Origin of the sequence: Marinobacter sp. (assembly GCF_041690615.1) — a bacterium.
Classification (GTDB): domain Bacteria; phylum Pseudomonadota; class Gammaproteobacteria; order Pseudomonadales; family Oleiphilaceae; genus Marinobacter.
Genome location: NZ_JAWLGY010000004.1, coordinates 1 through 21152, shown reverse-complemented (window position 1 = coordinate 21152; position 21152 = coordinate 1). Strand labels below are relative to the sequence as shown.

Annotated in this window: 18 protein-coding genes and 1 tRNA gene; 13 read left to right on the top strand and 6 right to left on the bottom strand. The window is 59.8% G+C overall.

The window, feature by feature from the left end:
* The first annotated feature begins 97 nt into the window (after nt 1–97).
* The 3 genes from ACESMZ_RS04105 (at nt 98) to ACESMZ_RS04095 (ending at nt 4708) form a co-directional block, all read left to right on the top strand.
* Nucleotides 98–1294, top strand: coding sequence for a TAXI family TRAP transporter solute-binding subunit (locus tag ACESMZ_RS04105; protein WP_372957401.1), 1197 nt, complete (start codon nt 98–100; stop codon nt 1292–1294).
* A 190-nt stretch (nt 1295–1484) separates the two neighbouring features.
* Nucleotides 1485–2678, top strand: coding sequence for a TAXI family TRAP transporter solute-binding subunit (locus ACESMZ_RS04100; protein WP_372957402.1), 1194 nt, complete (start codon nt 1485–1487; stop codon nt 2676–2678).
* A gap of 92 nt (nt 2679–2770) precedes the next feature.
* Entirely contained in the window at nt 2771–4708 is a 1938-nt protein-coding gene (locus tag ACESMZ_RS04095) for a TRAP transporter permease (RefSeq protein WP_372957403.1), read from the top strand.
* A gap of 105 nt (nt 4709–4813) precedes the next feature.
* Here the strand turns inward: ACESMZ_RS04095 and ACESMZ_RS04090 are convergent, their stop codons facing one another.
* A complete protein-coding gene (locus ACESMZ_RS04090; protein ID WP_372957404.1) occupies nt 4814–5527 on the bottom strand; it encodes a TetR/AcrR family transcriptional regulator in 714 nt (237 codons plus the stop codon).
* Nucleotides 5528–5733: 206 nt separating this feature from the next.
* Here ACESMZ_RS04090 and ACESMZ_RS04085 point away from each other — a divergent pair, with 206 nt between their 5' ends.
* Nucleotides 5734–6918: a TAXI family TRAP transporter solute-binding subunit gene (locus tag ACESMZ_RS04085; RefSeq protein WP_372957405.1), complete on the top strand. Its 1185-nt coding sequence runs from the start codon at nt 5734–5736 to the stop codon at nt 6916–6918.
* 147 nt (nt 6919–7065) lie between these two features.
* Here ACESMZ_RS04085 and ACESMZ_RS04080 read toward each other — a convergent pair whose 3' ends face one another.
* Together ACESMZ_RS04080 and ACESMZ_RS04075 are read right to left on the bottom strand one after the other, a co-directional pair.
* Nucleotides 7066–8460 carry an ATP-binding protein gene (locus ACESMZ_RS04080; RefSeq protein WP_372957418.1) on the bottom strand — a complete coding sequence of 465 codons (1395 nt, stop codon included), beginning with the start codon at nt 8458–8460 and terminating at the stop codon, nt 7066–7068.
* Nucleotides 8451–9143, bottom strand: coding sequence for a response regulator transcription factor (locus ACESMZ_RS04075; RefSeq protein ID WP_372957406.1), 693 nt, complete (start codon nt 9141–9143; stop codon nt 8451–8453). Before ACESMZ_RS04075 ends, ACESMZ_RS04080 begins: the two co-directional genes overlap by 10 nt.
* A gap of 137 nt (nt 9144–9280) precedes the next feature.
* Here ACESMZ_RS04075 and ACESMZ_RS04070 point away from each other — a divergent pair, with 137 nt between their 5' ends.
* Genes ACESMZ_RS04070 through ACESMZ_RS04055 form a run of 4 tightly spaced genes read left to right on the top strand, consistent with a single transcriptional unit; the run spans nt 9281 to nt 13562 of the window.
* The gene (locus ACESMZ_RS04070; protein WP_372957407.1) at nt 9281–9997 is read left to right on the top strand and encodes a thermostable hemolysin; all 717 of its coding nucleotides are present in this window, start codon (nt 9281–9283) and stop codon (nt 9995–9997) included.
* Entirely contained in the window at nt 9981–12164 is a 2184-nt protein-coding gene (locus ACESMZ_RS04065; RefSeq protein WP_372957408.1) for an AMP-binding protein, read from the top strand. The genes ACESMZ_RS04070 and ACESMZ_RS04065 overlap by 17 nt, the downstream gene beginning before the upstream one ends.
* Nucleotides 12151–12933, top strand: coding sequence for an SDR family oxidoreductase (locus tag ACESMZ_RS04060; protein WP_372957409.1), 783 nt, complete (start codon nt 12151–12153; stop codon nt 12931–12933). Before ACESMZ_RS04065 ends, ACESMZ_RS04060 begins: the two co-directional genes overlap by 14 nt.
* The gene (locus ACESMZ_RS04055; RefSeq protein WP_372957410.1) at nt 12930–13562 is read left to right on the top strand and encodes a tetratricopeptide repeat protein; all 633 of its coding nucleotides are present in this window, start codon (nt 12930–12932) and stop codon (nt 13560–13562) included. The genes ACESMZ_RS04060 and ACESMZ_RS04055 overlap by 4 nt, the downstream gene beginning before the upstream one ends.
* A 53-nt stretch (nt 13563–13615) precedes the next feature.
* Here the strand turns inward: ACESMZ_RS04055 and ACESMZ_RS04050 are convergent, their stop codons facing one another.
* Nucleotides 13616–13996 (bottom strand): rhodanese-like domain-containing protein, encoded by a 381-nt coding sequence (locus ACESMZ_RS04050; RefSeq protein ID WP_372957411.1) that lies wholly within the window; start codon nt 13994–13996, stop codon nt 13616–13618.
* Nucleotides 13997–14097: 101 nt separating this feature from the next.
* Entirely contained in the window at nt 14098–14751 is a 654-nt protein-coding gene (locus ACESMZ_RS04045; protein WP_372957412.1) for a peroxiredoxin, read from the bottom strand.
* A gap of 296 nt (nt 14752–15047) precedes the next feature.
* On the opposite strand from ACESMZ_RS04045, the gene ACESMZ_RS04040 reads away from it, so the two are divergent.
* The 5 genes from ACESMZ_RS04040 to ACESMZ_RS04020 all read left to right on the top strand — a co-directional run bounded on the left by ACESMZ_RS04040 (nt 15048) and on the right by ACESMZ_RS04020 (nt 20679).
* Nucleotides 15048–15782: a ZIP family metal transporter gene (locus ACESMZ_RS04040; protein WP_372957413.1), complete on the top strand. Its 735-nt coding sequence runs from the start codon at nt 15048–15050 to the stop codon at nt 15780–15782.
* A gap of 31 nt (nt 15783–15813) precedes the next feature.
* Nucleotides 15814–17001: a TsoY family (seleno)protein gene (locus tag ACESMZ_RS04035; protein WP_372957414.1), complete on the top strand. Its 1188-nt coding sequence runs from the start codon at nt 15814–15816 to the stop codon at nt 16999–17001.
* Between the two features lie 157 nt (nt 17002–17158).
* On the top strand, nt 17159–18763 hold the full coding sequence (locus ACESMZ_RS04030; RefSeq protein ID WP_372957415.1) for a tetrathionate reductase family octaheme c-type cytochrome: 1605 nt from the start codon (nt 17159–17161) through the stop codon (nt 18761–18763).
* On the top strand, nt 18760–19359 hold the full coding sequence (locus tag ACESMZ_RS04025; RefSeq protein ID WP_372957416.1) for a cytochrome b/b6 domain-containing protein: 600 nt from the start codon (nt 18760–18762) through the stop codon (nt 19357–19359). Before ACESMZ_RS04030 ends, ACESMZ_RS04025 begins: the two co-directional genes overlap by 4 nt.
* Nucleotides 19360–19476: 117 nt before the next feature.
* Nucleotides 19477–20679, top strand: coding sequence for an MFS transporter (locus tag ACESMZ_RS04020; protein WP_372957417.1), 1203 nt, complete (start codon nt 19477–19479; stop codon nt 20677–20679).
* Nucleotides 20680–20846: 167 nt separating this feature from the next.
* On the opposite strand, the gene ACESMZ_RS04015 is transcribed toward ACESMZ_RS04020, so the two are convergent.
* Nucleotides 20847–20923 (bottom strand) — tRNA-Pro (locus ACESMZ_RS04015).
* Between the last annotated feature and the right edge of the window lie 229 nt (nt 20924–21152).

The following is a 21152-nucleotide window of genomic DNA, read 5'->3' as shown; positions in this document are numbered from 1 at the left end:
CCGTCTGACAGTGATCCTCTAGCTTGAGAGAGGTGGGCGCGTGGTGATTGAACTGTGCCCCCAGCTCGATACAAGAACAATCAATAGCGGAGATCACATGACAAAGTCATCCAGAACCCCCCGTTCATTGCTTTCCATTGCCTGCGCCATGGCCTTTGGCGTTTCGGCGGGTCTCGTCCAGGCCGAGGATTATGACCTGCCACGGTTACTGGTCATCGGTACGCCCGGCACATCCAGCGGCAGCTTTGCTTCCACCAATGGCTGGGCCCCGGTCCTTAAGGAACAGGTGGGCACCAACTCCCGCATAGTGCCGGAAGACAGCGAAACTCAACGCTACAAGCGGCTGACCGAGCGGCGGGATATCAACATGAGTTCCGTGTCCTCAGCGGAAATGCGCTTTCAGATTGAGGGCATCGGTGCCTATGCGGGCATGCAGCCCGTACCCCAGCGCATGGTTTGGCATCATAACGATACGCCCTGGGGCTTCGTGGTTTCCGGCGACTCAGACATTGAAACCATGGATGATCTGAAGAAAGGCGATGTCCGCGTTGCGCAAGGTGCGTTTTCACCACCCATGACCACCGCCGTGCAGAAGGCTCTGCCTGCCTACCTGGGTATGTCCGAGGAAGAGGCCAGTGAAAAGCTGGAGTTTGTGCCAGCCAGCAGCTACGTAGAGAACTGTCGTTCTGTCGTGGAAGGCAAGGCCGACGTTGCCTACTGCGCCACGATCAGTTCCGTGCTTTCGGAGATGGAGGGTGCCCCCGGCGGTATTCGCTGGCTGGATATGGATATCGACGACAAGGAAGCCTGGGCCGGTTTCCTGGAACACCGCCCCATGGTCGTACCCACCACCATCACCATGGGTGTGAGTACTGCCAGGGGAGTGGATGGCCTGGCATCCAACTTTGTTTATTCGGTACCGGCTGATGCGGAGGAGTCCTTCGCCTACAGCCTGGCAAAGTGGTTCCACCAGAGCTTTGACGATTACAAGGGCACCCACGCCCTCGCAACCCGCATGGATGTGGAAATCTTCCGGGAATATCTCGACCGCTCACCGATCCCGGTGCACGAGGGCACGGTCCGCTATCTGAAGGAAATCGATGTGTGGACTGACGAGGATGACGCCTGGAATAACGAAGCCATCGAAAAAATGGACGCCTGGATAGAGGCCCGCAAGGCGGCGCTTGCCGAAGCCAGGGAAGAAGGCGTGGAAATCAGCCACAACAACGATGACTTCATGGCCATCATGGAGAAGCACACCGAGGGGCTGGAAGGCTTCCGTTCACGACTCTGATTTGGCACACATCTGGAAAAGCCGTTGGCGCTGGGCAAGCGCTGACGGCTTTTTTCGTTTAAGAGCACCCGCTCGCAGGATTTATTCGTCCGGTCCTTAGTGATACTCTAGCCTGACACTTGTCAGGATTATTCTTACCTGTTGTTATCGCAGGATAATAACGTTTAAAAACTATCAATGAGGTTGGTTAATGACGAATTTTTCCCCCGCCCGTTCCCTGTTGTCCCTGGCTGCCGCGGTGTCCCTGAGTGTCTCCGCCACGGTGGCCCAGGCTGAGGACTATGACCTGCCGCGACTGCTGGTTATCGGTACTCCTGGGACCTCCAGCGGTAGTTTCGCTTCCACCAATGGCTGGGCCCCGGTGCTGAAAGACCAGACTGGCACCAATGCCCGTATTGTTCCGGAAGACAGTGAAGCCCAGCGTTATCGCCGCCTCACCGACCGTCGTGATATCCAGGTCAGCTCTGTTGCTTCGGCGGAAATCCGATCCCAGACTGAAGGCGTCGGCGCCTATGCCGGGATCAAGCCGGTGGCCCAGCGGGTGATCTGGCACCATAACGATACCCCCTGGGGCTTCGTGGTCTCCGGCGAGTCTGACCTGGAGTCCATGGAAGACCTGAAGCAGGACGGTATCCGGGTTGCGGTGGGCGCGTTCTCACCACCCATGACCGTGGCCGCTCGCAAGGCTCTTCCGGCGTACCTGGGCCTGTCCGAGGAAGAGGCGGAAGAACTGATCACCTTCGTGCCGGCCAGCAGCTACGTGGAGAACTGTCGTTCTGTGGTTGAAGGCAAGGCGGATGTGGCCTACTGCGCCACCGTCAGCTCGGTACTGGCAGAGATGGAAGGAGCTCCAGGGGGTATCCGCTGGCTCGATATGGACCAGGACAACACGGAAGCCTGGGACGCCTACCTGGCGCATCGCCCGATGACCGTACCGGTTACCATCAACATGGGTGTCAGCACTGCCAAGGGTGTGGATGGTCTCACCTCCAACTTCCTGTACTCGGTGCCGGCAGATGCCGATGATGAGTTCGCCTACGACATGGCCAAGTGGTTCCACAAGGCCTACGACGAGTACAAGGGCTCGCATCCACTTTCCAGCCGTATGTCCATTGAAGTATTCCGGGACTACCTCGATACTTCACCTCTGCCGGTCCATGAAGGTACGGTTCGTTACCTGAAGGAAATCGGCGAATGGACCGAAGAAGATGACGCCTGGAACCAGGCCGCTATCGAGAAGATGGATGCATGGATCGAAGCCCGCGCGGCCGCCATGGCGGAAGCAAGGGACAAGCGCATCGCTCCTGACCAGAACGACGAGGAGTACATGGCCATCTTCGAGAAGCACACCGAGGGACTGGAAGGGTTCCGTACCCGCCTGTAACACCACCGGTTGCACCGGGGCGGATAATGGTTGCCCGTCCCGGTTCACCTCTGAGACTATCTCCAGACAATTAACACAAGAAACTGACTCCTATGACTCAATCGACATCGCCGGAACAGGCCCCATCGGCCCTTCCGGAAGCCGAGCCGGAAGTGACGCGTCTCGGCCATCTGTTCTCATGGCAGAGTATTACGTTTGTTGTACTCAGCGTTCTCGGACTGTTCGGTGGTCTGGCTTATATCTTCGGCTTCACCTGGAACGGTCAGCGTCTCCTTGAAGGCGAATATTACTGGGTCTTTATCGGCCTTTTTTCGGCGGCGGCGTTCATTGCTCTGCCGGCAAGGCGAGGCCAGAAGAAGGTGCCGTTCTACGATGTCATTGCTGCCATCGTGGTAATTGCCATCAGTTTTTATTTCGCCACCAACGCCTGGGACATGGTGCAGGCAGGGTGGAGCAACCTCTACCTGGGGGTTGCGGTCTGGCTGCTGATGATGGAACTGGCCCGTCGGAGCGGTGGCATTCCCTTCCTGCTTGTGGTGGTCATTCTGGGGCTTTACCCGCTGGTGGCCGACTACATGCCGGGTCTGCTGATGGGTATTCCTTACCAGTTCGAATACATGATCGAAGCTCATGTCTTCCGGGCAGAAGGCATGATGGGTATTACCACCAAGATCGTCGCGGAAATCATCCTCGGCTTCCTGGTATTTGCCGGCGTGCTGCTGGCTACCGGGGCGGGTGGTTTCTTTATTGACCTGGCTAACGCCAGCTTCGGTCGCTACCGGGGTGGTCCGGCCAAGGTGGCCGTGGTGGCCAGTGGCTTTATGGGCAGCCTGTCCGGCTCCGTGTTCTCCAATATCGCCGGCACCGGCTCCATTACCATTCCGACCATGAAAAAGGTGGGATATCCGAACCACTATGCCGGTGCGATCGAAGCCTGTGCGTCCATGGGTGGTGCGGTCATGCCGCCGGTTATGGGTGCCATTGCCTTCGTAATGGCCATCACCATCGGGGTAGATTATGCCACGGTGATGATTGCAGCCATCCTGCCGTCACTGCTGTTCTATTTCGGTCTGTTGCTGCAGGTGGACGCCTATGCGGCCCGCACTGGCATGAAGGGTTTGCCGAGAGAGCAGCTGCCTTCGGCGCGCAGTGTCCTCAAGCGGGGCTGGCCGTACCTGTCGGTAATGGTCTTCCTGATCTGGGGTCTGCTGTACATGCGGTGGGAATATTACACTCCGTGGTACGCCTGTCTGCTGATGATTGGCCTCTCATTCCTGCAGAAGGACACCCGCTTGACGCCGCGGCGCATGTTTGACGCCCTCCGGCAGATCGGGGTTCTGGTAACCCAGACAGCGGCCATCATCCTGCCTATTGCGTTCGTGGTGAGCGCCCTGACCATTACCGGTGTGACCGGGTCAGTGACTTCCGGCCTGGTAAGCCTGGGTGGCGATAACCTGTACCTGATACTGCTGTTCGGTGTACTGGCGTGTTTCATCATGGGTATGGCAGGTCTGGCCATCGTGGCTTATATCTTCCTGGCGGTCACCCTGGCGCCGGCGATTATCGAGGTGGGTGGCCTGAACACCATCGCAGTACACTTCTTTATCGTTTACTACGCCATGTTGTCGGCCATCACACCGCCGGTAGGTGCGGCGGCGTTCCTGGCTGGCACCATTGCAGGTGCACCACCCATGCGGACTTCGGTTACGGCCATGCGCCTGGGTGTGGTGATCTACTTCATCCCTCTGTTCTTCCTGTTCCAGCCGGCGCTGGTGCTGCAGGGTGACCTGACGCCGCTGCTCTATGTGCTGCCATCTATCGTCGTGGGCATCATGATGATTTCCGGCGGTCTGGAAGGGTGGATGCTGGGCGCCGGCAAGGTGCCGCACCTGCTGCGACTGCCATTGCTGGCGGTGGGCTTTGCCTTCAGCTTCCCGGGTTTCTGGACAACCATCATCAGTGGGGCACTGGCCGTGTTGCTGATTGGTTGGGTCTGGAAGGAAAACCGGGCCAATCCGCTACTGAACTGACGATCCCCCGGATACCGGCGTGCGAATTGGCGCGCCGGTATCCGCCCTCCCTGGGGCGTCAGGCCTGCCTGTAACTGAAACTCCTTTCGATATTCCCGGCGCAGGTCAGTCCTGTACGGGCTGCTTTCCGGTTTGCTCCGGACTATAGCGGGCCAGGTTCTCGATCATCGCCACAATGGCTGCGGCCACCGTATCGGCTACCAGGTCGTTGTCCAGGTCCTGGTGCAGCCAGTCCCTCAGTGGGCCGAAGCTCGCCATGAAGAGCACCAGGTTGGCCACTACCAACGTACGGGGATCATTTTCGGGAAGCTGAGTCAGGTCCTCGATGCTTTCCGCCAGGCGGCTGATGAGCTGTTCGTCCCGTGCCCGCATGGTCTTGCGATCTTCCTTGGTGAGGTGAGGCACAGTCCGGTAGGCCAGCAGGGTGCCCTTGCGACGCTTGCTCCAGAATTCCTTCAGGTAATACGCCACGTTTTCTTGCAGGCTGTTCTCGGGATGTTGTTCCAGCAAGTCCGGCAGCGACGGTGCACCGGAGCGGAACCAGAGCCGGTTCAGCAACCGCCGCAGGATATCGTTCTTGTTGGAGATGTAGTCGTAGATGCTGGCCTGGTTGACGCCCGACCGGGCACAGATATCGCGGATCGTTGTCGACGCGAATCCTTTCTGCAGAAACAGTTCGAGGGCTGCGTCACAGATCTGTTCCCGGCGTTTCTCGGCCAGGGAGGGGTTGCGTACGCCGGCAACCCGGGCTTCCAGGAGCTCACTGGCGCCGGCACTGGCAGGTTCAGCGGAATCCGATACGGGATGTAGTGGTTTCATCGTTATTGTTTTTCCTGACAAATGTCAGCAAAGTGTAGCGTTACATCCAGTAAATTGAAAAAGTTCTGTAAATTGTTGTGGCGAGGGCCACATCCTGTTTTGCCGTTGAGAAAAAATCCCGGTAGTCTGACAAGTGTCAGGATAAGACAGGTCATGTTTGCTGACATGATAAATGCTACAAAAACAACACAATATGGAGAATGCCCATGAAGATTCCTTTCCTTCGCCCTGCCTTGCTTTCACTAGCGGTTACCGTCGGTGCCAGCAGTATTGCCCACGCTGACTACGACGACCTGCCGCGCCTGCTGGTGATCGGTACACCCAGCACCCAGACAGGGAGCTTTGCCTCTACCAATGGCTGGGCTGCCATCTACCAGGAACAGACCGACAAGGCTGCCCGAGTGGTTCCTGAGGATAGCGAAATGCAGCGCTATCGGCGACTGGTGGAGCGCCAGGACATCGCCCTCAGCTCGGTAACGGCTGCCGAGATGCGCTACCAGCTGGAAGGTATCGATAGCTATATGACGGCTCCTGTATCCGCGCAGCGCATGGTCTGGCACCACAATGATACCCCCTGGGGCTTTGTTGTGTCGGGCGACTCTGACATCGAGACCATGGAAGACCTGAAGGCCGGCGACGTGCGGGTGGCCCAGGGTGCCTTCTCGCCGGCTATGACCACAACCGTGCGCAAAGCCATGCCGGCGTTTCTTGGCGTGAGTGAAGACGAGGCTGAAGACGTTTTCAGATACGTACCAGCCAGCAGCTACGCCGAAAACTGCCGCTCTGTGGTTGAGGGCAGGGCCGATGTGGCCTGGTGTGCGCCGATCAGCTCCGTGCTCTCCGAAATGGAGGGCGCTCCGGGTGGTATTCGCTGGCTGGACATGGACGGGGACAACAAAGAAGCCTGGGAAGGTTTCCTGCAGTATTCACCGATGTCGATCCCGGCGACTATCCAGTTCGGCGTCAAAACCGCCGTTGGTGTGGACGGCCTGACGTCCAACTTCATTTACGCCACCCGTCCGGATATGGACGCCGATGCGGTCTACGCGCTGGTCAAGTGGATTCACGAAAACCACGACGACTACAAGGGCAGCCACCCGCTGGCGACCCGCATGAGCCTGGACGTTACCCGCAGCTACATGAAGAGTTCGCCGATCCCCCTTCATGAAGGTACTGTGCGCTACCTGAAGGAAATCGGTGAATGGAGCGAGGAGGACGAAAAGCTCCGCCAGGAAGCGATCGATCATATGGATCGCTGGGTTGAAGCCCGCAAGGCTTTGATGGAAGAAGCGAAGGAGAAGCGCATCACGCCGTCCGCCGATGATGAGGAGTTTGTGAAGCTGCACGAGAAGCACACCAAGGACCTGGAAGGATTCAAGTCACGCCTGTAATGACGAACCGTGTGGTTGAAGGAGGCTCCTGCGGGAGCCTCTTTTCGTTTGGAGCCATTAATCCGACAGCCTGTCTTCCGGCAGGCTTCAACCCCGGGCCGCAAAAGCGCCGCTAACGGCAGGCAAGGTATCAGCACTGAAACATGCTCAACCCGGCTTGCGAACTGGCAGCCAAAGGTTGACGCAAAGTCCCGGTTTGCCGTCCGGCCGGTCCGCAAGGGTCAGCTCACCACCGTGGAGCTCGGCAATCCGGCGGGAAATAGCCAGCCCGAGCCCGGCCCCCGAGCCCAGGCGCTGGTCCAGTCGCCCGAAGCGCCCCAGGGCTTTGTCCCGCTGGTCAGCAGGGATGCCGGGCCCCTGGTCACAGATCTGTATGCGGAAGCCGTCGCCATCGGCCGCAAGGTGGGTGTCTATCCGGGTATCTTCGGGGCTGTATTGTATGGCGTTGGCCAGCAGGGACCGCATCAATGTGTTGAGCAAGGCCGCCTGGCCACTGACCATGGCCTGGCCGATCGGGTCTTCCAGGGACGGTTCGATGCCCTTGCGCAGTGCCAGGGGAGAAACATCGGCAATACTCTGGGCAACAATGTCCGAAAGGTTGACATACGCCGGGCTGAATCCCACGCCGGCGTCCACCCGGCTCAGTAACAGCATCTGTTCTACCAGGTGCCCCATTCGGTCCACGGCTGCCGTCAGTTCCCGAAACTTTGCCGGGTCCGTGGCTTCCAGCTTTTCCAGGTTCAGGCGTAATGCGGTCAGGGGAGTCCGCAATTCATGGGCGGCGTCGGCGGAAAAGCGCCGTTCCCGCTCGAGGGCATCATCCAGTCTCTCCAGCAAACCATTGACTGCCATCACCAGGCCGCTCACTTCCCGAGGGGCGTGTCGGGTATTGAGGGGGTGTATCCGTTCAGGGGCCATGTGCCTTACCGGTTGCTCCAGCTTTCGCAAGGGCCGGAAACCCAGCTGGATGGCAGCTGCGACCGCCAGCACCAGCAGGGGCAGGGCGATCAGCAGGGGGAAAATATTGCCCATGGCCAGTTCCTGGCTGAGCTCCTGGCGAATGTCTTCCCGCTGGGCGGTGCGTATCCAGTAACCGGTCTGTGGGTCCTGCAAGGTGAACGTGCGCCATTGAAACCCCGTCGCTTCGGCCCAGGCGTAGCCGGGCTTCAGCGCCAGGCCGTCGTTGGCGGCGAGGGTGTCCAGCAGGGGCTCGCCTTCCGGGGTCCAGACCTCGAAGGCCAGTTTCTTCTCGTATTTGTGGCCGGTGCCGTCCGGGAGCACCTCGTCATAGTCTCCCTCATCCAGAGCTCCCTCAGGCAACTGAAGGGTTTGTTGCAGAATGCCCGCCAGCTGCTCCGGTGAGCCGGTGCTGGACAGATGCTGCACCAGGCCCTGGATAACCCGTGTGCTCTGGGCCAGCTCCGCGTCGAACAACTCTTCCAGTTCATGGTTGCTTTCGATATAGCTCCACACAGCGGCAATCGCCGCAATCAGCATGACAATCGAGGCGACCAGTGCAATCAGGGTGCGGGTCAGGGACATTGGGCGGTTACGCAATGTTGAGCCTCCCGGGTGTCCAGCAGGTAGCCGACGCCACGGATGGTACGAATCACGGTTTTACCCAGACGTCGCCGCAGGTGGTGGATATGCACTTCCAGGGCGTTGCTTTCCGCGCCCTGATCCCAGCCGTAAAGCTGTTCTTCCAGGCGGCGCCGGGTTGCGACCTGGTCCGGGTGCCGCATCAGGTAATGAAGAATCTGCAACTCGCTGCGGGGCAGGGTGATCACCTGGTCGCCGAGGGTCAGTTGGCCCGAGTCAGGGTTCAGGTGTAATGCGCCCACTGTCATACCCGTGGTCGAGGCCCCGGTTCCCCGCCGGGTTACCGCACGGATGCGGGCCTTTAGCTCGGCCATGGCGAAGGGCTTGGTGAGATAGTCGTCCGCCCCGGCGTCCAGGCCCTGCAGCTTCTCACCCAGGTCAGAGCGGGCGGTCAGGATAATGACCGGAGTCTGCACACCGGCGCTGCGGCTGCGGGCCAGCACATCCAGTCCGTCCAGCCGGGGCAGGGTCAGGTCCAGGATGGCCAGGTCGAAATGTTCGTCCCTGAGGGCATTGAGCGCCTGCTGCCCGTCATCCAGCCAGTCCACAGTGTGCTGGTCCTCCCGCAACATGGCGAGCATGGTGTTGGCCAGCATGTGGTCGTCTTCCACAAGGAGAATGCGCATGGAAAGCCATCCTTATCTGATTCACCGGCACATTCTGGCACAGAAATCTTAAGGGCGGCTTAAGAAAACCCCCGGTTTCCTTTAAGGCGGGGTTAAGGCTTGCGCCCTAATGTTTCCCGGTAACAGGGAGATAGCCTATGAATGATCCTCTGATCATGCCCACCAGCCTGAACCTCGTATCTGACGCAGTCGTACCTGTAGTGCGTTGTGGCCACCACTGGTTGTGCCAAGTCCACTGCGCTACCGAATCCGCCTGGCGGGTAACTGATTTTATACGGCGCCGATTCCTGCAGGCCTATGGGGCCCGTCCTGAATTACGGCCGTTGCCGCTGATGGCCCTCGTCAATGCCCATGGCACCTTACTGGCTGCCGTCGGTGTGCGCCGGGCCGCATCAGAACGTCTCTTTCTTGAAGATTACCTTGATCAACCTATTGAACGCGGGTTGCCAGAACCGGGCGGTTGTCGCGACAGCGTGATGGAAATTGCCCACCTTGCTGGCATCGAAGCTGGAGTCAGTCGCCTGTTGTTTACGGCCATGGCGCTCTGGCTCGAGCAGCACAGGATGAACTGGGTGGTCTGCACGGGTACCGGCCAGTTGCGTAACGGGTTTCAGCGCATGGGTATCCAGGTGGCGGATCTTGGCTGCGCGAGGCCGGAACGGCTGGCGGACGGCGGGGAGGGCTGGGGATGTTATTACCAGCACAACCCCAGGGTTATGGCCATGAACGTTCCCGAGGGCCTGGACGGCCTGCGCTCTCGCGGGCTGATGGACAAGGTTGCGCTGGTCTCCGGGGCGGAACCGACTGCTGTGATATCCCGATGTGCGGAGGGTCGTTATGGCTACATTGCCTGAGCGTTTGCAGGCGGCCGCTGAAGCCCACCCGGATCGACTGGCGCTGGTAGCTGGTGAATGCGATTTCAGCTACGGGCAGCTGCTGGCGGCCGCTGAGGGCCTTGCTGACGTTCTGAAGCAGCGCGGGCTGCATCGCATTGGCCTTTGCGGCGACAACGCCCCGGCCTGGGTGGTGGCTGACCTGGCCTGCCTTTTGGCTGGCGTGGTTTGCGTACCCGTGCCGGTATTCTTTTCCGAAGCCCAGACGGAACACCTGGTCACCACCGCCGGGTTGCAGGCGCTGCTATGGTCGGATGAAGCTCCGGGTCGGGAGCCTCTGGGGCAGGGTGTCTGGATCAATCGCCTGCCGGATGACCCGGTTCGCGCTCCACTGCCGCCAGACACCGCAAAAATCACCTTTACCTCCGGTAGCACTGGCACTCCCAGGGGCGTCTGTCTTTCCCAGGCCCAGTTACTGGCAACCGTCGATGCCCTGCGTGAACGGCTGACGCCCGTCGGTCCGGCACAGCATCTGTGCATCCTGCCCCTGGCAACCCTGCTGGAGAACATCGCTGGAGTGTATCTGCCGCTACTGATGGGCGCGACAGTACGGGTAGAGCCCCTCGTCACGGTCGGTCTCACCGGCAGCTGTGGCGTTGACCCCCGGGGCCTGATTGGGGCGCTGAACCGCTGGCAGCCGGAATCACTGATCCTGGTGCCGGAATTGGCCCGCTTGCTGGTGCAGGCCGCCGATGCAGGGCTTCTGAAAACCGAACATTACCGTTTCCTCGCTGTGGGAGGCGGGAAGGTTGCCCCGGATCTGCTGAGCCGTGGCCGGGCCCTTGGTCTGCCCCTGTACGAAGGCTATGGCCTGTCGGAATGTGGCTCGGTGGTGGCCCTGAATACACCTGGTGATGACCGGATCGGTTCTGGGGGCCGGCCCCTGGACCATGTGAAGGTTCGTGTTGATGAGCGGCGCCACATTCTCGTCCGGGGCAATACCCACCTTGGCTATCTCGGGGACACTGGTTCTGGGGAAGCACCGGATGAATGGCTGGACACCGGCGACCTGGGGCAACTGACCAGCGACGGCTTTCTGCAGGTGGATGGCCGTTCGAAGAACCTGTTGATCACAAGCTTCGGGCGCAATATCAGCCCGGAATGGCTGGAGGCCGGGCTGGTTCAGGCACTGGGCGCCCGGCAGGCAGTGGTCTTTGGTGATGGCGAACCCCGTCTGTCGGCCCTCGTGCACCTGCCTCCCGGCCAGCCGGCCGGGAAACTGGAACCTGTCCTTCACCAACTCAATCAGTCTTTGCCGGACTATGCCCGGCTCGGGGTGGTTTATTGCCTTGAGCACCCCCTCTCAATAGCCGCCGGTTACCTGACTGCAAACGGCCGGCCCGTAAGGAATCGCATTCAATCCGACCTGCCCGTGCTGATGGCCGGCAGTCTCCCCGTATATCCGGAATCAAGAGAGGAAGCATCCATGGAATTCTTTGCACAACTGCAGGCGGAAACCGCCGAGGCCCGCGCCCATGTCACCCAGGCACCCGTCATTCAGGCGGTGCAGCAGGGGCAGGTGAGCCTGGAAAGTTATACCTGGTTCCTGACCCAGGCCTTCCATCATGTCAAACACACGGTCCCCCTGATGATGGCCTGCGGCGGTCGTCTGCCAGAGCAGCTTGAGGGCGTGCGCAAGGCGTTGGTGGAATACATCGAGGAGGAATACGGCCACCACGAGTGGATCCTCGACGACCTGCAGGTCTGCGGCGAGGACCGGGAAGAGCGTCGCACCAGCAAGCCGGACCTGTCCATCGAGCTGATGGTGGCTTACCTCTATCACCAGATCGACCGGGGTAACCCGGCCGCCTTCTTTGGCATGGTGCAGGTGCTTGAAGGTACCTCTATTGAGCTGGCTACGCCCCTGGCCCGGCAGATCCAGGCGCATCTGGGCCTGCCTGACAAGGCGTTCAGTTACCTCTATTCCCACGGGGAGCTGGACCAGGACCATTTTAAATTCTTCCAGGACCTGATGAACGGTATCACCGATCCGGGGGACCAGCAGGCCATTATCGACTCGGCCCGGGTGGTTTATCGCCTGTACGGTGACATGCTCCACCGGATTCCCCTCCAACCGATGCCGGCCACTGACAAAACATCCCGGGAGTCTGACCATGCAACTGCATGACCGTCGCTTCCTGCTGCTGGGGGGCACCGGCGGTATCGGACAGGCGCTGATTCCGCAGCTGCTCGCGGAAGGGGCGCGCTTGCTGGTGGCGAGCCGACGCCCGGAGAGCGTCACGCTTCCGGGGGACGTAACGGCGGTAAAGCTTGATCTCGCCGCCAATGACCTTGACCGGCAATTACAGGCCGTGACGGAACAATGGCCAGATCTGTACGGCGTTATCCACTGTGCAGGTCAGAACCGGTTCGCCTCTGTCGAGCAGGCAACAGTGGAGGACATCGATGACCAGCTGGTGGTCAACCTTCGCAGTGCCATGGTCGTGGCACATCATTTCGTACCCGTGTTCAAAGCACTGGATGGTGGGGCCCTGGTGTTCGTTGGTTCCACCTTCGGCAGCATCGGCTATCCCGGCTACTCCGCCTATTGCGCCACCAAGTTCGGTCTGCGTGGCTTTACCGAAGCCCTGCGGCGGGAAATGGCCGACAGCCTGGTGCAGGTGTTGTATTTCGCGCCCCGGGCGACGGCCACCGCAATGAACCCGGAACCCGTGAACCAGCTCAACCGGGCTCTGGGCAATGCCATGGACCCACCCGACCAGGTAGCTGCACAGTTGATTTCAGCCATGAAACGGGACCAGCGCCGGTGCTTCCTGGGCTGGCCTGAAAAGCTGTTCGTCGCCATTAACGGCGTCCTGCCACGACTGGTGGACAGGGCCATGCTGAAACAACTGCCGGTCATACGGCGCTTTCTGGACTCAGGAGTTCAGTCATGAAGTGGATGATTCTGTTGGTGGCTTCGTTACTGGTACAGCCAGTATGGGCCGATAACCTGGAAACCGACCTGGCTGCTATTCAGCAACGATGGGCTGAAATACAGTACCAGGTGCCGGAGGATGACAAGGAACAGGCCTTCGAGGCCCTGGCGGGTCAGGCGGAAACGCTCACCGCCCGTTATCCCGATCGTGCCGAGGCGTTGATCTGGCGCGCGATCGTGCTCAGCACCTGGGCCGGAGAGAAAGGCGGCCTGGGGGCTCTGGGCCTGGTAAAAGAGGCCCGCCGGCACCTTGAACAAGCGATTGACATCGACGACCGGGCGCTGGACGGCTCCGCCTATACCTCCCTCGGAAGCCTCTACTACCAGGTGCCCGGCTGGCCCATCGGGTTTGGCGATGACGACAAGGCCCGCCGGCTGTTGCAAAAGGCGTTGTCCATCAATCCTGACGGCATTGACCCAAACTTCTTCTTTGCCGACTACCTGATTGAGCAGGGTGAGGAAGAGCGTGCCCGGCAGTACCTTGAGCGGGCGCTGTCAGCGCCGGATCGTCCGGGACGGGCACTGGCAGACAAAGGCCGGCGACAGGAGGCCAGGGATCGCCTGGCAAACCTGGTGACAGCGCGCTGAAGCGGACCATTGCGCCCGGTTATCGGGGCGCAACCAGATCCAGCCAGGGGCGGTCAGTCAAAGTCGGGCAGCTCCGGTTTAACCAGGGGCTTCCCCTCCGCCTCCCAGGCTTCTATACCACCGGCAATCGACTGTACGTGGATGTACCCCATTTCTTTCATGACCTTGGCAGAAAGCGCTGAACGGCCGCTGTTCTTGCAGTAGATCACCAGGTTCAGGCTACGGTCTTCCAGCGCCGGGTCGTTACTCAGTCTGAACTCCAGTAGACCCCGCGGAACGTTGATGGCACCTGGCAGGTGGCCGGCGTGGTATTCATCCGGTTCCCGAACATCCATCAGCAGATCAGCCTGTCGAATGGCCTCTTCAGAGACGCTGAGGGGAATTTCCGTGATCTCGGTTCTTGCCGCCTCAACCAGATCGTGGGCAGTTTTCATGGCAGTTGGGTCCTTGATTTATTGGGCCAGTGACCAAAAAAACCGCTATCGCCGGGGGCGATAGCGGTTTGTTCGCCAGGGCCTGATGCCCTGAGGCTGTATCAGAGTGACTTTGTGCAGAAGTAGAAGTCCTTGCACTCGTAGTCACCAGATTCAACCCGGTCGTTGGCGCCTGCCGCTGTCTTGGCCGGGGGCACGATGACTTTATCGCCCTTCTTCCAGCCTTCCGGTGTGGCCACGCCGTGTTCGTCACTGGTCTGCAGTGCTTCCAGCAGGCGCAGGAACTCGGGGATGGAGCGGCCGTTGGCCATGGGGTAGTAAACCATCGCCCGCAAGATGCCATTCGGGTCGATAATAAAGGTGGCCCGTACGGCAGAGGTGTCACCAGCGCTCGGGTGGATCATGCCATAGGCCCTGGCTACGTCCATCTTCAGGTCTTCAATAATGGGGAAGGGAATTTCCACACCCCAGTTCTCCTTGATGTTACGCATCCAGGCAATGTGAGAGTGAATGCTGTCAATGGACAGACCCAGCAGTTCACAGTTCATCTTGGCGAACTCCGGCGCTGCCTGGGCGAAGGCCATGAACTCGGTCGTGCAGACCGGGGTGAAATCTGCCGGATGGGAGAACAGTACCAGCCACTTGCCTTTGTAATCGCTCAGCGACTTTTCGCCGTCAGTGGTCAGTGCCTTGAAGTCCGGTGCCGGCTCGTTGATGCGGGGCAGTCCGGTTTGGGGAGTTGCTTGTGTTTCCATGATAATCACCTTTTGTGTTGGGTTGCCTTTCGACAGATTCAGACTAACGCGAGTGGGATATTCGTAAAAGATATATAGTTATATCTGGATGATATATTCTGTTAATCGCAGCGACACTCGGTCGCACCTCCCGGGTAGCCAGCAACAATGGCGTCATGGAAACTTGTCTCTATACTGGAGTTATAAATGATAGGTTTGTAATTATCAGGGGGCTGTAGCAGGCCAGGCCATCGGGTCTCGGGGGCCCACAGAGTCCCCGCTTTCTGTACGCCCGATACGGGCTAGCCGAGGATGGAATGAACAGTGCGTTCTGGCTGACGCTGATGACAACCGGGCTGGCTGCGCTGGTCACCTCTGCCGGAATATTCACCATCCGGCGCTTTGAGGCGTGGGGGCAACGCAATACGTCCTACTTCATCTGCTTTGCGGCCGGGGTACTGATCAGTGCGTCCTTTCTGCACATGATCCCGAAGTCCTTTTCCATGCAGTCGCAGGCGCCGGCGTGGTTGCTGGCCGGGTTCATGGGACTGCACCTGTTCAACCGGTTCGTAACGGCTTTCGTTTGTGAGAAGGATCCGTCCGCCAGGGACTATGTCATTGGCCTTATCCCCATGCTGGGGATCGGCTTTCATTCGTTTATCGACGGATTTATCTACTCCATTTCGTTTTCGGTAAGCATCTTCACTGGTTACCTGGCGACCGTCGGCATGGTGCTCCACGAATTCCCGGAAGGCATCATCACCTACCTGTTGCTGGTGCGGGGAGGGTTCCGGCCGGGTACTGCCATGACTCTGGCGTTCCTGGCCGCTGCGGCAACAACGCCATTGGGCATGCTGGTGTCCTGGCCGATGGTGAGCAGTATCAGTGAGCAGACGTTGGGGGCATTGCTGGCCTTGTCGGCAGGTGCGCTGGTTTACGTGGGCGCCACGCACCTGCTGCCACGGGCAGAGCAGGAGCATCGAAAGTTCAGTCTGGTGGCGCTTGCGGGTGGCGTGCTTGTGGCGGTTGTAATTGTTCTTTCAAAGGCCTGACAGGGTGGGTCAATAGAGAGGGGGAAGTAACATGTTCTATCGATTATCCAGGGTTGACGACTCCGGGTGGGTGCCCACCTATTTCCTCGCGGCCCTCGGGGCGGGGGGGCTGTCGGTTTCTTTCTTTATGTGGCTGATGTTCTGGCTGCCACATCCCGGTGCCCCGGTGCCGCTGTTTGAGGACGCCGTTGCCGCATTGGCAGACGGCGGTCTGTTGATCAAGCTTGCAGTGCTGGGGGCCTGGACAGGTGTTGCACTATTTTCTGCCCTTCACATCCACCTCCTGGTCTGGAACCTGCGGCAGTACGCCCGGTTTCGCAGCACGCCGGCCTACCAGGAGCTGCGCAACAGTAACTCGGAAACCCAGTTGCTGGCAGGGCCACTGACGGTCGCTATGAGTATCAATGTCGGGTTTATCCTCGGTCTGACCTTTGTGCCGGGGCTTTGGTCGGTGGTTGAGTGGCTGTTCCCGCTGGCCCTGGTTGCCTTTGTGCTGGTGGGTTACTGGGCGCTCGCGCTCCTGAGGGATTTCTGGGGCCGGGTACTGGTGGGTGGTGGTTTCGACTGCGTGCGCAACAACAACCTGGGGCAGCTTATGCCTGCCTTCGCCAGCGCCATGATCGCCGTGGGGTTGGCAGCGCCCGCAGCGATGAGCCAGAACACGGTGACAGTCGCCTTCAGCCTGGTACTTTCCAGCTTCTTTATGGTGCTGGCGTTTATTATTGGCGGGATACAGGTGGTGCTTGGATTCCGCGCCATGCTTGAGCAGGGGGCTGACCCATCCACCGCTCCGAGTTTGTGGATTGTCGTACCCATTCTGACCACTCTGAGCATTACGCTTTTACGGCAGACTCATGGGCTGCACGGTCATTTCGAGTCGGGGGCCGGTGGGGTAGAGGCCATGACCATGCTGATCACGTTCCTCAGTGCCCAGCTGGTGTTCGGCCTGCTGGGGTGGGTGGTGCTCTCCCGGTATGGCTATTTCGGCCGCTTCGTGACCGGGACAGAGAAATCTGCCGGTGCCTATGCGCTGGTCTGCCCGGGGGTGGCGCTCACGGTCATGGTGCACTTCTTTATCAATGCCGGTCTGGTCGGGTTCGGGGCCCTCGAGCAATTCAGTGCGGGCTACTGGGCGTTGACGATTATTGCGCTGGTTCTGCAGGCCGTAACGATCTGGCTGGTTCTCCGGCTCAATCGGCTGCATTTTGGTGGTACTTGACCATCGTTGACCGAAAGTACGTCTATCATTAAGAGACAGGTTGACCCGCATCAACGTCAGAGATTGATGCGGTGGAAAAATGATAAGCATGCCGCTGTGGTGCGTAACGGGCATGGACTTCCCGGTTCGGGGAGCTTCCAGCTTGGGGGAGGGAGTCATGGAAATACGCGAATCCAGGGCAGGTAAGCGCTTGCGCTACAAGCTGCTTGCCTGGCTGATGGTGACTGTCAGTTCCGTAGCGCTCGGGGCGGAGCGATCACCACCGACGGCAGATCACAGCAAGTTTGAGGCACTGCAGGGCCCGTTCAGCAGTGCCCAGGAAGTCACCGAAGCCTGTCTGGGCTGCCATAATGAAGCCGCCAATCAGATCCGCGAAACCACCCACTGGAACTGGACCTACGACCACCCGGAAACCGGCCAGCAGCTGGGCAAGCGGAACGTGATCAACAGCTTCTGCGGTATGGTGGTGACCAATGAACCCCGCTGCACCTCCTGCCACGTGGGCTACGGCTGGACGGACATGAACCAGCCACCGCCATCGGAAGATTCCGCCGTTGACTGCCTGGTCTGCCACGACACCACCGGCGACTACTGGAAGTTTCCCACCCTCGCCGGCCTGCCTACCGACAAGCCCCGGGAGTGGCCCGGTGGCAGTGGAAAAATGGTCAATCCCCCCGATTTGCCCCACATTGCCCAGAACGTGGGTGCCAGCGACCGGCAGAACTGCGGCAGCTGTCACTTCTATGGGGGTGGCGGCGACGGCGTAAAACACGGGGACCTGGACTCCTCCCTGGTCAATCCGCCGCGATCCCTGGATGTGCACATGTCTCCGGACGGGCTGGACTTTGCCTGCGCCGATTGTCACTCCACCTGGGGACACAATGTCTCTGGCAGCCGTTACCAGGCCACCGCAAAGGACACCGTCGGTATTGATGTGCCCGGTCATACTGACCTGAGCCGGGCCAGTTGCGAGTCCTGCCATGGCTTTGACCCCCACGACAAACCCAAGCTTAATGACCACGTGGACAAGCTGGCGTGCCAGACCTGCCACGTTCCCGAGTTCGCCCGGGGCGGGGTGCCCACCAAGATGTGGTGGGACTGGTCAACCGCCGGCCGGCTGGACGACGACGGCAATCCCATTACCGAGTATGACGAAAGCGGCCACGTAAGCTATCTCAGCACCAAGGGTGATTTCCACCATGAGGAAAACGTGGTGCCCCACTACGCCTGGTTCGACGGCACGGTGGAATATACCCTGCTGGAGGATGAGCTGGATCTTGCCAATGAGCCCGTGGAGATCAACCGCATTGACGGCAGTCCCGACGACCCGGCTTCCCGCATCTGGCCCTTCAAACTGATGCGGGGCAAGCAGCCCTTCGATACCCAACTCAATACCTTGCTGGTCACCCATGTGTTCGGTGCTGATGACACCTCCTTGTGGAGCAATTTCAACTGGCCGAACGCGCTGCAGGCCGGCAGTGAAATGTCCGGCCGGCCCTTCAGCGGTGAGTACGACTTCGTGGAAACGACAATGTACTGGCCCATCACCCACATGGTGCCGCCGGCGGAGCAGGCCTTGAGCTGTGGTTCCTGCCATGGTGCAGAAAGCCGCCTGGCGGGCATCGGTGGTATCTACATGCCCGGCCACAGCGGCAACGTCTGGCTGGACCGGATTGGCTGGCTGGTGGTGGTGCTGGCGCTGTTGGGGGTGCTGGCCCATATCGCGGCCAGGGTTATCTTCAGGGGGAGGAAGCACTCATGAGCAGGGTCATGATCTATAAACGCTTCGAACGCTTCTGGCACTGGTGCCAGGCATTGCTGATCTTCACGCTGCTGTTCACTGGTTTCGAGATTCACGGCAGTTACTCGGTGCTGGGGTTTGGTGATGCCACCCAGGCCCACACCCTGGCGGCCTGGGCCCTGATCGTGTTGTGGCTGTTTGCCATTTTCTGGCATTTCACTACTGGTGAGTGGCGCCAGTATATTCCTACCCGCAACGGGCTGTTTGCGGTGATTCATTACTACCTGATCGGTACCTTCACCGGGGCTGAGCATCCCTATCGCAAGACCACACGGGCCAAGCATAACCCGCTGCAACGGCTGGCCTATCTGTTTTTCAAGCTGGTGATATCGCCGGTGATCTGGGTATCGGGGCTGCTGTACCTGTTCTATGCGGATTGGCCCGCCATGCTGGCGGGTGCGCTGGAGCTGGAATGGGTTGCCCTGATCCATACTGCCGCCGCCTTTGCCATGCTGGTGTTCATCATTGCCCACGTGTACATGACCACCATGGGACATACCCTGACCAGTCATATCCGGCCCATGGTCACCGGGTACGACGATATCGACGAGAAGTAACCGGCTGAGAGGGTCGGGGGTCCGAATCCCGGCTCTTGTCCGTGCCCGGTTTCGGTCAGCGGAGGCTCCGGGTACCATGTGCCGTTTTCCACCTGACCATCGCCACAAGACCGCGCCTTGACGACTGACACGCCTTCCGAATCTGCCCAACCCGACATCCATGCTGGTCGGAACTTCTTTGTGGTCTGTCTGGCGCTGACCCTGTGCTTTGTCGTCTATTCCATGCTGATTGTGGCAGTGCCGGTTTACGGGCTTCGGCTCGGGGCCTCACCGCTGGTGCTGGGCGCCGTGCTCAGTACCCAGTACCTGCTGCCCCTGTTATTTGCCATTCCCCTTGGTGGGGTAGTAACCCGATATGGGGGCAGGGTGACGCTCATCAGCGGAGCCTGCCTGATGGTGGCGGGCCTGCTGTCCATGCATTTCTGGTATGGCTACCCGGGGCTGGTATTGGGCCAGTTGCTGGTGGGACTGGCACACCTGCAAATGGTGCTGGCGGCCCAGACCATTATCTCCAACCTGGGTACTGGCCCCACACTGGAGCGGTACTTCGGCTGGTATTCCACCTGGCTGTCCGGCGGCCAGGTGGTCGGCCCGTTGCTAGCCGGTTACCTGCTGGACTCAGGGCCGGGCACCGGTCAGGTGTTCCTGGTAATGGCGGTATTCGCCTTCCTGGCAGGTTTGGCCGGTTTCTGGCTCACCGGGCAGGCCAGGGAACGCCTGAAGGTAACCCGCAGAGAAACGGGCTTTCGAGCTCAGTGGGGGCTGATGCGTACCAACCAGGGTGTTCAGTTATCGGTGCTGGTGACGGTGCTGGGCATGTTTGCACTGGGGGTCTACGGCAGTTACCTGCCTGTTTACCTGGAAAGCCTGGCCATGAGTCCGGTCGTTATCGGGGTGCTGGTGAGCCTGCGGGCGGCAGTCTCCATGCTGATCCGGCCGTTCATGGCGCCAATGATCGCCATGGTGGGCGGTCGCCGCAACGCGGTTCTGCTGGCACTGGGCACCCTGGCGGCGGGCATTACCTTCCTCGGGTTATCTGAACAGATTCTCCTGATCGGCCTGCTGGCGGTGCTGGTGGGCATTGGCGCAGGGCTTACCCAGCCCTTGTCCATGGTGCTTCTTGCGGAGTCCGTCGACCGCGAGAAACGTTCTGGTGCCCTTGGTATGCGCCTGATGGCCAACCGGGCGATCCATTTCCTGGCGCCGTTGCTCTTCGGGGTATTGCTGGAGCTGGGCGGGTTTGTACTGGCGTTCGGCGCTTCCGGCCTGATGATTGCGTTTGTACTGATCGTTATGCAGCGCCGTGCAAATGGGTATTAGCGAATGGTTTCTGGTCCATGGCGGCATTTCAGGTAGGCTAAAGGGTGTGACCAGTCCCGGACGGTAACCAATGAGTAGCTTCAATCCGGCACTTTTCAGGAACGGCCAAAACCGGATACTGAAACGAAAAAGGGCATACCCGAAGGCATGCCCTTGATCGTTAAATATGGTCGGGACGGCAGGATTTGAACCTGCGACCACCTGCACCCCATACAGGTGCGCTACCAGACTGCGCTACGCCCCGAATTGCGTCCGGAGTATACGACCAGGCAGCGGTGTCATATCGGAATAGTGACTGGCTGCTCTGTACTCCGTGCCAGGTTGGTTTCCCTCACTGGCTTAGCGGGAGCGAAGTCTACACTAGCCGTTTGGAAAAATAAACACTCCATGACAGGGTGTTGCGGATATTTTCACGGCGCCATTAGCGGCCATGACTTTTGCGTCATCGTCTGTAGAATCCTGTGAGATTCGCA

Excerpts from the sequence above, each read along its gene's own strand:
- ACESMZ_RS04025 (WP_372957416.1), top strand. The coding sequence starts at position 18,760 with ATGAGCAGGGTCATGATCTATAAACGCTTCGAACGCTTCTGGCACTGG.
- ACESMZ_RS04045 (WP_372957412.1), bottom strand. The coding sequence starts at position 14,751 with ATGGAAACACAAGCAACTCCCCAAACCGGACTGCCCCGCATCAACGAG.
- ACESMZ_RS04085 (WP_372957405.1), top strand. The coding sequence starts at position 5,734 with ATGAAGATTCCTTTCCTTCGCCCTGCCTTGCTTTCACTAGCGGTTACC.
- ACESMZ_RS04105 (WP_372957401.1), top strand. The coding sequence starts at position 98 with ATGACAAAGTCATCCAGAACCCCCCGTTCATTGCTTTCCATTGCCTGC.
- ACESMZ_RS04075 (WP_372957406.1), bottom strand. The coding sequence starts at position 9,143 with ATGCGCATTCTCCTTGTGGAAGACGACCACATGCTGGCCAACACCATG.
- ACESMZ_RS04095 (WP_372957403.1), top strand. The coding sequence starts at position 2,771 with ATGACTCAATCGACATCGCCGGAACAGGCCCCATCGGCCCTTCCGGAA.
- ACESMZ_RS04030 (WP_372957415.1), top strand. The coding sequence starts at position 17,159 with ATGGAAATACGCGAATCCAGGGCAGGTAAGCGCTTGCGCTACAAGCTG.
- ACESMZ_RS04080 (WP_372957418.1), bottom strand. The coding sequence starts at position 8,460 with ATGTCCCTGACCCGCACCCTGATTGCACTGGTCGCCTCGATTGTCATG.
- ACESMZ_RS04060 (WP_372957409.1), top strand. The coding sequence starts at position 12,151 with ATGCAACTGCATGACCGTCGCTTCCTGCTGCTGGGGGGCACCGGCGGT.
- ACESMZ_RS04035 (WP_372957414.1), top strand. The coding sequence starts at position 15,814 with ATGTTCTATCGATTATCCAGGGTTGACGACTCCGGGTGGGTGCCCACC.
- ACESMZ_RS04055 (WP_372957410.1), top strand. The coding sequence starts at position 12,930 with ATGAAGTGGATGATTCTGTTGGTGGCTTCGTTACTGGTACAGCCAGTA.
- ACESMZ_RS04100 (WP_372957402.1), top strand. The coding sequence starts at position 1,485 with ATGACGAATTTTTCCCCCGCCCGTTCCCTGTTGTCCCTGGCTGCCGCG.
- ACESMZ_RS04070 (WP_372957407.1), top strand. The coding sequence starts at position 9,281 with ATGAATGATCCTCTGATCATGCCCACCAGCCTGAACCTCGTATCTGAC.
- ACESMZ_RS04090 (WP_372957404.1), bottom strand. The coding sequence starts at position 5,527 with ATGAAACCACTACATCCCGTATCGGATTCCGCTGAACCTGCCAGTGCC.
- ACESMZ_RS04040 (WP_372957413.1), top strand. The coding sequence starts at position 15,048 with ATGAACAGTGCGTTCTGGCTGACGCTGATGACAACCGGGCTGGCTGCG.
- ACESMZ_RS04065 (WP_372957408.1), top strand. The coding sequence starts at position 9,981 with ATGGCTACATTGCCTGAGCGTTTGCAGGCGGCCGCTGAAGCCCACCCG.
- ACESMZ_RS04050 (WP_372957411.1), bottom strand. The coding sequence starts at position 13,996 with ATGAAAACTGCCCACGATCTGGTTGAGGCGGCAAGAACCGAGATCACG.